The sequence below is a fragment of the Candidatus Pantoea multigeneris genome, from assembly GCF_011752615.1.
In the GTDB taxonomy this organism is placed as follows: Bacteria; Pseudomonadota; Gammaproteobacteria; order Enterobacterales; family Enterobacteriaceae; genus Pantoea; species Pantoea multigeneris.
Window position 1 is genome coordinate 736516 of the sequence record NZ_VWXF01000001.1, and the last position, 15017, is coordinate 751532.

Annotated in this window: 10 protein-coding genes; 3 read left to right on the forward strand and 7 right to left on the reverse strand. The window is 53.9% G+C overall.

Annotated elements, in window-relative coordinates:
- Window positions 1-7: 7 nt before the first annotated feature.
- The 3 genes from asnS to F3J40_RS03495 all read left to right on the forward strand — a co-directional run bounded on the left by asnS (window position 8) and on the right by F3J40_RS03495 (window position 4194).
- Window positions 8-1408, forward strand: coding sequence for an asparagine--tRNA ligase (gene asnS, locus F3J40_RS03485; protein WP_017349536.1), 1401 nt, complete (start codon window positions 8-10; stop codon window positions 1406-1408).
- A 300-nt stretch (window positions 1409-1708) separates the two neighbouring features.
- A complete protein-coding gene (ompF, locus tag F3J40_RS03490) occupies window positions 1709-2791 on the forward strand; it encodes a porin OmpF (RefSeq protein ID WP_304623106.1) in 1083 nt (360 codons plus the stop codon).
- Between the two features lie 212 nt (window positions 2792-3003).
- A complete protein-coding gene (locus F3J40_RS03495; RefSeq protein ID WP_167012599.1) occupies window positions 3004-4194 on the forward strand; it encodes an amino acid aminotransferase in 1191 nt (396 codons plus the stop codon).
- 47 nt (window positions 4195-4241) lie between these two features.
- On the opposite strand, the gene F3J40_RS03500 is transcribed toward F3J40_RS03495, so the two are convergent.
- From F3J40_RS03500 to cmoM, 7 genes are all read right to left on the reverse strand, one after another.
- Complete coding sequence (locus F3J40_RS03500) at window positions 4242-4871, reverse strand: MBL fold metallo-hydrolase (RefSeq protein WP_167012600.1); 630 nt, start codon at window positions 4869-4871, stop codon at window positions 4242-4244.
- A 39-nt stretch (window positions 4872-4910) separates the two neighbouring features.
- Window positions 4911-5459: a peptidoglycan L,D-endopeptidase MepK gene (gene mepK / locus F3J40_RS03505; RefSeq protein WP_167012601.1), complete on the reverse strand. Its 549-nt coding sequence runs from the start codon at window positions 5457-5459 to the stop codon at window positions 4911-4913.
- Window positions 5460-5647: 188 nt separating this feature from the next.
- The gene (gene ldtD, locus F3J40_RS03510) at window positions 5648-7459 is read right to left on the reverse strand and encodes a L,D-transpeptidase (RefSeq protein WP_167012602.1); all 1812 of its coding nucleotides are present in this window, start codon (window positions 7457-7459) and stop codon (window positions 5648-5650) included.
- A gap of 266 nt (window positions 7460-7725) precedes the next feature.
- Complete coding sequence (mukB, locus tag F3J40_RS03515; RefSeq protein WP_167012603.1) at window positions 7726-12192, reverse strand: chromosome partition protein MukB; 4467 nt, start codon at window positions 12190-12192, stop codon at window positions 7726-7728.
- 2 nt (window positions 12193-12194) lie between these two features.
- Window positions 12195-12902 carry a chromosome partition protein MukE gene (gene mukE / locus F3J40_RS03520; protein ID WP_167012604.1) on the reverse strand — a complete coding sequence of 236 codons (708 nt, stop codon included), beginning with the start codon at window positions 12900-12902 and terminating at the stop codon, window positions 12195-12197.
- Entirely contained in the window at window positions 12883-14205 is a 1323-nt protein-coding gene (gene mukF, locus F3J40_RS03525; protein ID WP_017349544.1) for a chromosome partition protein MukF, read from the reverse strand. The genes mukE and mukF overlap by 20 nt, the downstream gene beginning before the upstream one ends.
- Entirely contained in the window at window positions 14202-14987 is a 786-nt protein-coding gene (gene cmoM, locus F3J40_RS03530) for a tRNA uridine 5-oxyacetic acid(34) methyltransferase CmoM (RefSeq protein ID WP_167012605.1), read from the reverse strand. Before cmoM ends, mukF begins: the two co-directional genes overlap by 4 nt.
- Window positions 14988-15017 lie beyond the last annotated feature (30 nt).

The following is a 15017-nucleotide window of genomic DNA, read 5'->3' on the forward strand; positions in this document are numbered from 1 at the left end:
GAACTTTATGAGCGTAGTGCCTGTAGCGGATGTACTGCACGGCCGTGTTGCGGTGGACAGCGAAGTCACCGTACGTGGTTGGGTGCGTACCCGAAGAGATTCCAAAGCCGGTCTTTCCTTTATCGCCGTTTATGACGGTTCCTGCTTTAATCCCGTTCAGGCTGTCGTTAATAATTCTCTGAATAATTATCAGGATGACGTTCTGCGTCTGACTACCGGTTGCTCAGTGATTATTACCGGTACTGTTGTGGCTTCACCAGGTCAGGGCCAGGCGTTTGAACTCCAGGCGACCAAGGTGGAAGTTACCGGTTGGGTAGACGATCCCGATACCTACCCAATGGCGGCAAAACGTCACAGCATTGAATACCTGCGTGAAGTTGCGCACCTGCGCCCACGCACCAACCTGATCGGCGCGGTGGCCCGCGTGCGCCATACGCTGGCTCAGGCGCTGCACCGCTTCTTCCATGAAAACGGTTATTTCTGGGTCTCTACCCCGCTGATCACCGCTTCGGATACCGAAGGTGCTGGCGAGATGTTCCGCGTTTCTACGCTGGATCTGGAAAACCTGCCGCGTGACGACCAGGGTAAAGTCGATTTCGATAAAGACTTCTTCGGTAAAGAAGCCTTCCTGACCGTTTCAGGCCAGTTGAACGGTGAAACCTACGCCAGTGCGTTGTCAAAAGTTTACACCTTTGGCCCGACTTTCCGTGCGGAAAACTCCAACACCAGCCGTCACCTGGCGGAATTCTGGATGCTGGAGCCAGAAGTGGCATTTGCCGACCTGAATGATGCCGCAGCGTTAGCGGAAGCGATGCTGAAATATGTGTTTAAAGCCGTTCTGGAAGAGCGTGCTGACGACATGGCATTCTTCGCCGAGCGCGTTGATAAAGAAGCAATTGAGCGTCTGGAGCGTTTCGTCTCTACTGATTTTGCTCAGGTTGACTACACCGATGCGGTTGAGATCCTGTTGCAGTCTGGTCAGACGTTCGAGAACCCGGTGTCATGGGGTATTGACCTCTCTTCTGAGCACGAACGCTACCTGGCTGAGAAGCATTTCAAAGCGCCAGTGGTAGTGAAAAACTATCCAAAAGACATCAAAGCGTTCTACATGCGTTTGAACGACGACGGCAAAACCGTTGCCGCAATGGACGTTCTGGCACCGGGCATCGGTGAGATCATTGGCGGTTCACAACGTGAAGAGCGTCTGGATGTGCTGGATGCACGCCTGGAAGAGATGGGCCTGAATAAAGAAGATTACTGGTGGTATCGTGATCTGCGCCGTTACGGCACTGTGCCACATTCAGGCTTCGGCTTAGGTTTCGAACGTTTGATCGCGTATGTCACCGGCGTACAAAATGTAAGGGATGTTATCCCGTTCCCACGCACGCCACGCAATGCGAGCTTCTGATTTCCTGCATTAATTATAAGAAATTCATATATATAAGAAGACTGGCTCTGCCAGTCTTTTTTTATTTTTGTAAATTTTGAATTGACTCACAAAGTTCCCTCAAGTTTACAAATTGATACACTCTTTTTCTTTTTGAAACCAATTCTGGATATTTGTAGCATTTCCTCGCTAGAATTCATTTACCCGCAATGGAAAGATGCGTTCAGACACTCGAGACACCGGTTTGCTGAAAGGGTTCCACAAAGTGAATTCACTAGCAAAACCAGGAGTCCAAATAAACTCCAATGAGGGTAATAAATAATGATGAAGCGCAACATTCTTGCAGTGGTTATCCCTGCCCTGTTAGCTGCAAGTGCAGCAAACGCGGCAGAAATCTATAACAAAGACGGCAACAAACTGGATCTGTACGGTAAAGTTGACGGCCTGCACTATTTTTCTAAAGACAGTGGTAGCGATGGCGACCAGTCTTATGTTCGCTTCGGCTTTAAGGGTGAAACTCAGATCACCGATCAGCTGACCGGTTACGGCCAGTGGGAATACAACATCCAGGCTAACAACTCAGAAGGTTCTGACGCACAAGACGGTAACAAAACCCGTCTGGGCTTCGCCGGTCTGAAATTTGCTGATGCTGGTTCATTCGATTACGGCCGTAACTACGGCGTAGTGTATGACGCAATCGGCTGGACCGATATGCTGCCAGAGTTCGGTGGCGATTCCGGTTACTCAGATAACTACCTGGTTGGCCGTTCTACCGGCGTTGCAACCTACCGTAACAAGAACTTCTTCGGCCTGGTTGATGGCTGGGACTTCGCGGTTCAGTATCAGGGCAAAAATGACCGTTCAGACATCCGTCGTTCAAACGGCGATACCTGGGGCGTGTCAAGCTCATACACCTCACCAATCGGTGTTGGCATCGTAGCGGCCTATGCGCAGGGCAACCGTACTGTTGCACAGAAAAATGCCTTCTACGGCAGCGACAGCGATAAAGATGCAAGACAGTGGGCTACCGCGCTGAAGTATGACGCGAATAACATCTACCTGGCAGCGCTGTATAGCGAAACCTACCGTGCGACCTACATTGACAACAATGTTACCGGTCAGGATGGCTTTGCTAACAAAGCGCAGACTATTGAATTAGTCGCTCAGTACCAGTTCGATTTCGGTCTGCGTCCATCCATTGCCTACGTTCAGTCTAAAGGCAAGAAAATCACCAACATTGGCGATGCTGACCTGTACAAATACATCGACATCGGTGCGACCTACTACTTCAACAAAAACATGTCTACCTATGTTGATTACAAAATCAACCGTCTGGATGACAACAACCCACTGGGTCTGAACACTGATGACGTAGTTGGCGTAGGTCTGGTTTACCAGTTCTAATCCCACGTTTCAGCGTTTCAGTAAACGGGGCTTCGGCCCCGTTTTTTATTGCCTGCACTTCCGTATTCTTCGCATTCCCGCCTGCCGATTATTAGTCCTGCTTATTCTCTGACGTATCAGCGCGAATTCTTATGTTAACAGTTGGCATTTGCGTGGCGCAGCGCTAACCTGATAGCTCATTTTGCTAAGCCCACCCACTCTGGACACTACGCATGTTTGAATCGATCTCTGCTGCTCCCGCCGATCCCATTCTTGGTCTGGCGGATCTGTTCCGCGCTGATGACCGCACGCACAAAATTAACCTCGGTATTGGCGTCTATAAAGACGAAACCGGTAAAACGCCGGTGCTGGCCAGCGTGAAGAAAGCGGAACAATTTTTACTGGAAAACGAGACCAGCAAAAATTACCTCAGCATTGATGGCTTGGCAGATTTTGCCCGCTGTACTCAGGCGCTGTTGTTTGGCAAAGACAGCAACATTATCCAGCAAGCGCGCGCGCACACGGCACAAACGCCGGGTGGAACGGGCGCACTGCGCGTAGCGGCAGACTTCCTGGCGAATCAAACGTCGGTAAAACGCGTTTGGGTGAGCAATCCAAGCTGGCCAAACCATAAAAATGTGTTTAACGCGGCAGGCCTCGAAGTGGTGGAATATCCCTACTATGATGCCGAAAACCACAGCCTCGACTTCGACAATCTGGTTGCTGCGCTGCAACAAGCACAGGCGGGTGACGTGGTGCTGTTCCACGGCTGCTGCCATAACCCAACCGGCATTGACCCAACGGCTGAGCAGTGGGAAAAGCTGGCGGCACTGTCGCTGGAAAAAGGCTGGTTGCCGCTGTTTGACTTCGCCTACCAGGGCTTTGCGCGTGGACTGGAAGAAGATGCCGAAGGTCTGCGGATTTTCGCGGCTCAGCATCAGGAGCTGCTGGTCGCCAGCTCGTACTCGAAAAACTTTGGCCTGTATAACGAGCGCGTAGGTGCCCTGACGCTGGTTGCTGCGAATGCAGAAACCGCCACCACCGCGTTTAGCCAGGTGAAATACACCATTCGTGCCAACTACTCGAACCCGCCATCACACGGCGCGGCAGTGGTTGCCACCATTCTGAGCAACGACGCGTTACGCAACCTGTGGGAACAGGAACTGACCGATATGCGCCAGCGTATCCAGCGTATGCGCCAGCTGTTTGTTAAAACGCTGGCTGAAAAAGGCGCGAATCGTGATTTCAGCTTTATCACCCTGCAAAACGGCATGTTCTCCTTCAGCGGGTTGACCAAAGATCAGGTCATCCGTTTGCGTGAAGAGTTTGCGGTGTATGCAGTGAATTCTGGCCGTATCAATGTGGCCGGTATGACGCCAGACAACATGTCTGAACTGTGCGAAGCGATTGTCGCCGTGCTGTAAGCGATTGCTTGCATCAAAACGTAAAAATGGGCCTTATGGCCCATTTTTTATTGCAGGAAGGGATTATTGCGCCGTTCCTCTCCCAGCGTGGAGATCGGGCCATGGCCCGGCAGGAAAGTCACATCATCACCGAGCGGCAACAGCTTGGTATGAATCGCCGTAATCAGGTCTTCATGACTGCCCTGCGGGAAGTCAGTTCGTCCTACGCCACCGCGGAAAATCACATCACCGGAAACCAGCAGGCGGCCTGCCGCATCATAAAAGACAATGTGACCCGGCGTATGCCCTGGGCATAACAGTACTTGCAGGCTAACCTCGCCCACTGTGACAACATCCCCCTCTTCCAGCCAGCGATTCGGCTGCAAGGGTTCACAATGCGCGAAACCAAACATCTGGCTCTGCGTTGGCAGGTTCTCCAGCCAGAAAGCATCGTTGCGGTGCGGGCCCACAATCTCAACCTGATAAAATGCGGCCAGTTCGGCGGCGGCCCCAACGTGATCCAGATGCCCATGCGTTAACAGGATCTGAGCCGGCTTAAGGCCAAGCTGTGCCAGCTCCTGCTTAATCTTTTCCGCATCACCGCCGGGATCGACTAAGGCAGCAGTGCCCGTGGCCTCACACCAGATAACTGAACAGTTCTGGGCAAACGCAGTAACAGGAATAATGTGGTACTTCATAACTCTCCATGACCGGTATGCGCAGCAGCGTCGGCACTGTTACCAGTGTCTGACAGGTCCGGTGTCAATATGAACAAAGTTGCTGCGCGGGTAATATCCTACACCACCTGAACGCATTGATAACGCGGCTTTGCGTACGTTCGCAAGCGCAATGCCATCAATGTGGAAGTCCATCGCCTGTCCTTTGGTATGGTAACTGTGTTTAGCCACACCAGGGCCGCTTTCACGCAGCATATTGTTGGTGGCAAGGGTGCGGTAGCCCGAAACCAGCGAAACCGGCTTACGGGTTTCCAGCATTGCCTGTAACAGATAGAGTTGATCAAACAGGTGCGGATCGATGTTTTTGACCTGGTTGGCGCGGTAGTCACGGAAAAAGTGATTCAGACGCGTCAATTCACTCTTATCGTACGTTTGCCCGTTGAAAAATTCAGTCTTCAACGTTTCACCGGTATGCAGGTTATTTAGCGTCAGTACGCGTGGGCGAGAAGTAGAGAGCGAAGCCATTGCCGAAGCGGGCAACAGCGCAAGGCCAGAGGCAGCACCTGCGCAAAGCAGAAGTTTACGGCGTTGAGGATTAAATTTTGTCATGAAGCGCGATTACCTGATAAAAAGCCAACTTTTATGTGCAAAAAGCACACAAGGCGGAACCATAACCGCCAGGCAAATATCCGTCAACCCACGTATCACTGCTTTGTGCAGCCGCCCGAGATAGGCGACCTAATTAGGACAAGTCGGGGATTTTCATCCCCGACTGAAAGGCAGTTGTAAATCAATCACTAGAGCAATAACTGACCGGCGCGACTGAGAAGGTGGCTGCCGGATTGTGCCGTCATATCATAATTGTAAATATCTGTACGGTACTGCGCTTTGCCATCATCCGCGACCCAGGCGGTTAAATAATAGAGGTTAACCGGGATACGACGACGAATGGAGACGTAACGCGTATCTCCCTGTTTCAGCGTGTCAGAGATACGACCGCCATTCCAGCCAACATCCTGTAGCAAGATACCCGCCAGCTCTGAAGCTTTGTTAACGCGGACACAACCCGAGCTCAGCGCCCGCAGATCGCGCTGGAACAGGCCATGATTAGGGGTGTCATGCAGATAAATCGCATCACTGCTCGGCATATTAAACTTATAACGGCCCAGCGCATTCATGGCCCCCGGAGACTGGCGCATCCGGTAAGGGAAATTAGTGGCAGAAATACCTGACCAGTCAATCATATGCGGATTCACTACCTGTGCATCACTGCTCCAGCCAGACAGTAAAACGAACCCATGTTTATCCAGGTAAGAGGGGTCCTGTTTTACTTTTGGAATAATGTCTTTACGCACCAGCGAGGTTGGCACGTTCCACGGCGGATTAAGCACCACATCGTTGAGCGCGCTGCGCATCAGTGGCGTTTTACGATCCGGCCGCCCCACAATCACACGCGAGCTGAGGATCTTATTGCCGTTGTTGTAATAAATCAGGGAGAAGTTGGGAATGTTGACCATGATCCCGTTGTGCATATCATCCGGCAGCAGGCGCAGGCGTTGAATATTCAGCGCCAGCAGTGCCGCACGCATCTGGGGTGAAACGTTTAACCATTCGCGCGTTCTTGGGCCAATGTTGCCATCACTCTCCAGCCCCTGCCACTGCTGGAAGCGCTTCACCGCGGCGACCAGCGTGTCATCATAAACACTGCCGGGCATCGCTGTACTGGTCGCTTGCACATTACCTTGTGCCTGCGGCGTATCGGCGGTGATCAACGAAGAGGTTGAAGTGGCGGATGGGCTCACAGCGACCGGCTCACTGGACTGACTAACCGGCACTGGCGCAGTGGGCACGCGGTCTTCAGACGGCTCAGGCGCAGTCGTGGTGGCCTGCAACATACCGGTGCGATCCAGAATTTCACGCAGTGCTGGCACATCATTGCTTACCTGTCCTGGGCGCAGCGTGGCGACGTTTTTCAACTGTGGCCACGGGCGTTTATCCCGCAGAAGTTTTTTCAACGCACTGTGCATCGGTACATACTGCGGATGTTGCGGTGCCAGTGAAGCCACGAAAGTAGAGCCGCCACCCGCATTGAAAGCATTCAGCCATTGGTTCTCAGCGGAGATAGCCGGAGGTTCCATTTTGTAGGGAACATTGCTGTAGAGCCAGGTTTCCCCTTTCTGCGGCACGTTAGCGACGAACTGCAAATAGCCCAGCATGGCATCAGACAACACGACATCGCGCGCGAAGCCCTTGACCTGTGGATTGGTGAGTAAATCAAGCCAGTGGGTAAACTGGGGCTGTACGCCAGAGAGCGCGACTTCGGCTAACTGCTGTTGAAATTGTTGTGTCGCGTCAGCGTCCTGCCACAGCGGTTGCATATGGCGATTAGCGTACAAACTGGCGAGTGCAGCCAGATAGAATGGCCTGTCGGCCGGCGCGAACTCTTGCAGAATACGCTGTTGACTCTGTCCTACCGTAAACGTTCCCTGTCCGGTATGTGGCACTGTGCTATTGACCGCTGCAACGCTCGCGCTCAGGGGTGACAATAACAGCATGAGGCTCAGCACCCCAACCAACCGATTTGTTTTTATACTTGTGTTAAGCAACATCCCTGCCCCCTCATAAGTTAACGCTGTGTCTGAATTCGCTACACCACTACGCATCGGTTTGAGTATACAAATAAAAAACGGCATTTGCCTGTTCTGACAAATGCCGTTACCAGAAATAGCTCAGCTCTCTGGTGTCCCTCTCTCAGGCTTCGTGCCGTAAATCCTGGCGAGGTCACTGCCCCCTCGCGTTGAGCGCCGCTTAAGCGACGCCTCTTTCAGGAAATAACCTGGGGTTTTTCAGCGCGTTGAAAAACCCACAGCGGCACCTACAACTCTGCCTGTGAATCCTCAACCTGAGCGGCCTCTGGTCGTGGCTTCGGTGCATCAGGCGCAAAACCTCGCAGCCCTACCACATGCACATGCTCCGTATTGTTAAAGACTTTACGTACCAGTTTGTAGGTGGTGCCTTTTTCCGGGCTGATATTTTCCGGCGCAGCAATCACCAGTTGCATCTCCAGACGTTCACACAGTTCGAAGAGTGTGGCGATGGAACGCGCATCCAGTCGGGCTGCTTCGTCGAGGAACAGCAGACGGCACGGTGAAATGTCTTTGCCACGCAGACGGCGAGACTCTTCTTCCCAGCTTTGTACCACCATCACCAGAATTGACATCCCGGTACCGATCGCTTCACCGGTAGACAGCGCACCACTTTCCGCACGCAGCCAGCCATCCGAACCACGGTTAACTTCCACTTCCATCTCCAGATAGTTGCGGTAGTCGAGCAGTTCTTCACCAATGGTCTGCGGCGTACGTTGTCCCATATCAATCTGCGGATTCAGGCGTTGATACAGTTTCGCTAAGGCCTCAGAGAAGGTCAGGCGGGAGCTGTTAAACAGATCCTGATGCTGTTCATGCTCAGCCGAGAGCGTGTCCAGCAGCAACGAGTGAGCTTCACGGACGTTCACGTTCAGACGCACACTGCGCACCTGACCGAAGCTGACCGCCTGTAGTCCCTGGTTAAGCTGACGAATACGGTTCTGTTCGCGCTGAATGGTTTTGCGAATGATGTTTGCCGCACTGCGCGAGCTGATTGCCAACGTCTGTTCACGTGCCGTCAGCTCTTCCGTCAGGCGATTCAGCTCAATTTCCATCTGCTCAATCGCTTCAACCGGATCGTCAGTGCGAATAATATCCTGACGGATACGCTCACGCAGATGCTGGTAAACGGCGATGAAGAACTGAATTTTGCGCTCAGGGCGTTTAGGATCCTCTGAAGCACGCAGTACGTCACGCAGATGTTCGTTATCCGCCACCGCCAGGCGCAGAGCACCCAATGCTTTATCCGACATTGAGCGCAGTTCATCTGCCCCCATATAGGCCAGTTCACGGCGGTGCAGACGGCGTTCTACGCCATTGTCTTTCACCAGACGCAATACGGTACACCATCCCGCCTTGGCACTGACCACATGCTCACGGCTCTGATGGTAGTTACGCTCAAGCTGACGCAGTTTTTTCTGCAGGCTGTCGGATTCGGCTTCACAGAAGGTAATCTGTTTTTCCAGCTGATTACGGCGTGCACGGTTGTGGCTGAGCGCGGTATAGAGCTCATCACGTCGGATACGTGCTCGTTCTTCTGCGCTAGCATCCGCCTGAACGCCAATTGCCTGCATCTCCTGTTGCAACTCCTGCAACATATCGCGTTTGGCATCAAAGGCACTTTTCAGTGACGCCTGCACTTGCGAATACTGCGTCAGGCGCTGTTGCAGCTCACGCAGACGTTCACGCGAGCGTGCACGTTCCGCTTCGGCATGTTCAAGTTGTTGACGCAGCTTGTCACTGAGATCGCTGTTACCCGTCAACATGCTGGCAGAATCGGCATAGCTGAAGTGCGCGCGACGCTGTACCACTTCTGTCAGCGCAAAGGCCTGCTGACGGGCATCACGCTGCTGCTGTTGCGCCTGCTGATAGTCCGCTTGTAACTGTTCATGTTGCTCAGGGTCGTTTTGCAACACGCCAACCAGTGTTTCCAGTTTCGTCAGGCGAGCGCCATGTTGATGCAGGAAACGCGACGCATCCTGGGCTTCTTCCACCTGCTCGCGGATCTCTTCGCAGCGATCGGCTAGCGTGTCATCCAGCAACAGGCTGACTCGTGGCAGCAGGCGGTTAAGCTGTGCCACCCCCTCACGCGCCAGCTCAAACTGCTGACGCTGCTGCTGGTTGTCATTTTCATGCTGGCTGAGGGCGCGTTCCAGTTCACCACGACGCGTATTCAGGCTGCGGATTTGGGCTTCAGGATCGGCATCAAATGCAACGGCCAAATGGCTACCGATAAAGCGGCTGAAAGACTGATGCAGGCGCTGCGTTTTCTGCACATCAAACGACAACGTGGCGTACTGCTCTGCCAGGCGGTCACGCTCATTGCTCAACAGCTCCAGCTGGTTTTCACGCGCGGCGCGGCCAAACAACGGCACTTTCGGGAAGCGGGAATAGCGCCACTGGCGTTCAGCGATTTTCACCACTACCGCTTTTTCTAACTCATCGACGGCAAAGACACTGTCATCAAACGACTGTGGATCCCCTTCAATCAGGTAGAGATCTTCCGGGCACTCTTCCAGCCCTTCCAGTTGCTCACGAACCAGGGAGAGATCCGGCACAACGATGGCATGACGTGACGGGCCATACAGTGCAGAGAAGTACGGCGCATCATCAAGAGTGACATCATCATAGATTTCCGACAGCAACACGCCACCGAAACGCTCGGCCAGTTGGGTCAGGCGGGCATCTTCTGCGCCACCAGGCTGGCTCAGGCGTTCAATCTGTTGTTCTACATCGCGCTTGCGTGCCGCAATGTCATCACGCTCAACGGTGGTTTCGCGCTCGCGCTCCAACAGCTGCTGCATGTATTCGGTGATATCCTGGCTGCTGCTGAGCTGCTGACCAGTTTGTTCACTTAACTGAGTGAGGATCTCCTGTGCAGCCAGCCAGTGCGGCGCGCGTGCAGTCAGGGCAGTGATGCGTTCACGCAGTTGCTCCAGCTCCTGGCGCATCTGCATACGGCGTTCACCGGCATCCGCTACGGTGGCATTCAACTGTTCAATCTGCGCTTCCAGCTCACGCTGTAAACCTTCCAGCGCATCAGCGTCATACTGCTGCCCCTGGCGTTTGCAGAACTCAGCCAGCAAACGCTCTGCATCATGCTGCTCACGCAGGCGCTGCTCCAGTTCGTTCAGGCGCAGACGCAGTGAGGAGAGCTGATCGGCGTGATGGCGCTGGTTATGTGCGTCACGCAGGATCTCACGCCCGGTTTGCCACGCATCCTGACGAGCGACGCTGCCTGCAATAGCCGTGACCAGCGCCAGTGCCTGTTCAAACTGCCCGTGCGCGGCTTCTGCCACACTGAGTTTTTGTTCCAGCGTTAACAGGCGTTCGGTCGCTTCTTCTTCACGAGCCTGGAATGCGTGCTGATACTCCTCCGCGTTCCCGGTAGTTAAATCCGACAGCTGACAGAGTGAGCGCGCGCGCTCCAGTGCCTGTAACGCCTGCTGGTACTGAATGGCACGCGTTTGCTGCACATCCAGCGCCTGCTGGAAATCGGCCAGCTGGTTTTTCAGTTCATCGACTTCGGTTTCTGCGGCTTCCGCACGCGCTTCCTGCTCTTCCAGCAGCTCGCGCCCCTCTTCAACCACTTCCGTCTGTTCTTCCAGACGTACCGTCAGCTCTTCGAGATCGGCATCATAACGGGTGATTTTTTCCTGCTGGCGCATTGCTGTTTGCACCAGGTTCAGGTGATCGCTGGCACCTTGATAATCGACTTCCAGATCGCTTTCCGCACTGGAGTGCTCTGCCAGCTCACGCGCCATTTCAACATGACGATACTGCTCTGCCGCCAGCTGATTGCGGCTGGTGAAGAGATCGTGACGCAATTGTACCGCGCCATCCAGATGCACACGACGCTCATTAGCGTGGCGCATATAGTCCGCCGATACGTAGCTGGTCGCTTCGGAAATCAGGTGTTTAAACAGATCGCGATCGGATTGCGTCACGCGGATGGCTTCCAGCGTCAGACGGTTCTCGCGTAGTGCGGCTTCCATATCCTGGAAGGCCTTACGCACACCGCCATTTTCCGGCAGCAGGTAGTCACGCAGTGAACGTGTGATGGCACTGGAGATCCCGCCGTACAGCGAAGCTTCGATCAGGCGGTAGAACTTACTGCGATCGCTGGCGCTGCGTAGGCGGCGCGGCACAATGCCCAGATCGAACATCATCGCATGGTAGTCGGTCACGGAGCTGTATTGACGGAACTGCACGCCCTCGCAGGCTTCTACGCGTTCTTTAACATCATTCAGCGACAGGACGCGTGCCTGACGGGTATCGAGAATTTCCGTCAGCATGTCGGTCGGGTTGCTGTCCATCGGCAGCCCGTGAATACTGAAGGGTTTGATATCGACTTTCTTATCGCGCCCTGCCACCTGTTGCAGACGCACACCCACAATCACACGCTGATGGCGTGAGTTGATCACATCCAGCGCCGAATAGCAGACCCCAGCCCGCAGCTTACCGTGCAGGCCTTTGTCGCGTGAGCCGCTGGTGGCTCCCGCTTCCGTGGTGTTACGGAAGTGCAGCAACGTGAGATCGGGGATCAGGGCGGTGACAAATGCCGCCATGGTGGTGGATTTACCCGCACCATTACCGCCTGAGAGCGTCGTCACCAGCTCATCGAGGTCGAAGGTACGTGCAAAGAAGCCGTTCCAGTTTATCAGGGTCAGCGAGCGAAATTTTCCGCGTTCAATCATGCTTACTCGTCCTCCGCGCTATCATTCGCTTCATGGTCATTTTCTTCTGGCTCATCGGCCACGGCCTGCACCGGGATCTGTGCATCTCCCGTGCGGATCAGGCGGAGCTGGGCTTCACGCGGATCGTCTCCGCTGCGCACGTCCGCGCCGAAGCGGAACACCGACTCGATAATGCGGAATTTGCTGCTGTCATTGCCCATAAACCACACCATGCCGAGGCGGCGCAGGCGCGTCAGTGAGGCACGCACTTTTTCCTGCAATTTGCTGCGGTCAAGGTCAGAACCGGTTGAGCGCTGATTGACGAAACGCAGGAGTTTGCTCTCATCCGCTAACGACAGCAGTTCGTCATACAGCTCTTGCTGGGTGAAGATACCTTCGTTTGCCAGACGTTCCGGGCTGAGATAGAGGTAACAAAGAATTTTCCCTACCATCATATCCAGCTCAGAGAGCACTGAACGGGGAATGAGCGTGGTCGAGCGTGGGCGCAGGTAGAAGAACCCCTCCGGCGCTCGCACCAGTTCAACATGATAACGGGCGTAAAATTCGCCTAAATAGTCCTGATAATCCATCAGGAAAGCGTGGTTATCCAAATCTTCAATGCCGATATGACGGCCTGCGCGCAACTGGCTGTCCAGCGCAGGGAAAATCGGATTCGCCAGTGCCTGCGCCAGCTTAACTGGCATCACTTGTTCAATATTTGTCGATGACATGTGCCTGCACCTTGGCTCCGTATTCATTAATGGCCTGCCATTCAGCAGGTAAACCGGCTAAATCCGCTTCCGCCACCCCTAACCTGACGGCCTGATCCACCACAATACGCGCCAGATCAAAATGGCGTGCGCGTGGATACTGGGCCAGATAATCGCGCATCACGCTAGCAAGGTGGAGCGGTTTCTGTTCGGTTTTATAACTCTGTAAAGCTTCTTCAATCATGGCTGCCAGCTGTTCACGAATTTCATTGAATTCTTCGAACTCCATCTCAGGCGGCAACTCACCCATCACCTCGTCATTGCGTAATGTCATTTCGTCATCACGAAGGTCGTAGAGGCGGTCGGCATTGGCGTACGTCAATACCCATGGGTTATCAAAATAGTTCTGCACCGACTGGCGTAAACGCTGCGCAAAGACGCGGTTTTTATCCATATCGATGGCGGTACGAATAAATTTGTGTACATGGCGGTCATAGCCAATCCACAGATCAATCGCTTGCTGTCCCCAACTGATAATACGATCCAGCTTGCTTTGCAGATCAAACACCAGCTTATCGACAAAGCCGAGGTCTGGGCTGTTCAGCGTGGCATCCTGAATGCGTAACAGATTGGCCTGGAGCTTATCGCCTGCCGCTTCCAGCGTGTCCTGCAACTCACGCAACGTGCCGGATGTTTCGGATAACAGCAGTTCACAACTGGAAATCGCTGCACGCCAGTCTTTGTTCAGCAGGTCCGCGATGTCATTCTTCACTGACTGCTGCTGTTCGTCCATCAGACGTTGACTCATATCGATGCTGTCAAAAATTTCCGCGACGGAATATTTCAACGGCGCGAAGACATTGCGCTGCCAGTGGAACTCATCACCGTCTTCATCCGCGGCATCGGCGGCACGTTTAAGTTCCTGGGCGACGATAGAGAGCTGCATCGAGAGGCGCAGCGTGGAGAATTCACGCTGGCGGATATAGTAGTCGGTAATGCCGATGGCCAGCGGTGTCAGGCGATAGATTGCATGGCCTTCAGCCAGTTCGCTGGTAAAGCGGTTAATCAGGCGCTGACGCACCATGTCATTGATGGCGTTGTTGGCACGCACCAGGACCGTTTCATGGGTTTGTTCGAAAGCCTTGCTGACGTGACGAAAGGCATCAATCAGTTCGCCTTCACTCATTTCGCCATCCATGCGCTCACCGTTCAGGGTGGCAATGGCCAGCAAAAAGGCCAGACGTTCAACCGGCAGCGTAAGCGAGAAGTCATTCTTACGCGCCCAGTTCACCAGTTCGGGAACCGTCTGGGAAAATTCACTCATAGTTCGTCCTGTTTTACGGGTTTACGCGCCGTTACGTGAATATAGCGTCCAAGGCTCAGGAAAGGCTCCTGACGGCAGTAACGTCGCTCCATCTCAATAATTGCTTCCGTTCCTTCCCCGCGTTGTGGCGGCTCTGACATATAGTCGCAGAACACGCGGATCCCGGCTCGTGCTTCAGTAACAAAGCCGCAGGCGCTCAGCCAGCCCTCGACCTCTACGGGATCGCGCGGATAATCGGGTGAGAGTGTGCTCTTCTTGCGTTTCGCCATGTCGGCACGCAAATAACCGAAGTTACCCAGTGTCAGGTTGCGTAGCGTCAGGCCGTGGCGATTATAGAACATCAGGGATAATACGCCGCCCGGCGACAGTACGTTGTACAGCGCTTTTAACACCTGTTCGGGTTCTGCAACCCACTCCAGCACCGCGTGAAACAATACCAGATCAACCGGTTTATCCAAATGTTCGCCCACCTGCTGGGCGCTAATTTGTTTGAATTGCATGTTCTGGCTCACACCCTCTGCCTGCGCATGTTCCTGCGCCAGACGCAGCATTTCCGCAGAGAGATCGCACAACAGCACCTGATGCCCCTGTGCCGCCAGTCCGCTGGATATCTGCCCGATACCGCCACCGGCATCGAGGATCTGCAACGGACCTTCTGGCAGCGTCGGTAACAACGCGTTTAGCTCATCCCACAGGATGGCCTGGCGAATCCGGCCTTTGGTCGTGCCATAAATATTTTTTGAAAACTTCTTTGCGAGGTCGTCAAAGTTACGATCCTGCATGGCATGGACTCCGGTATGCTGCACTGAAAC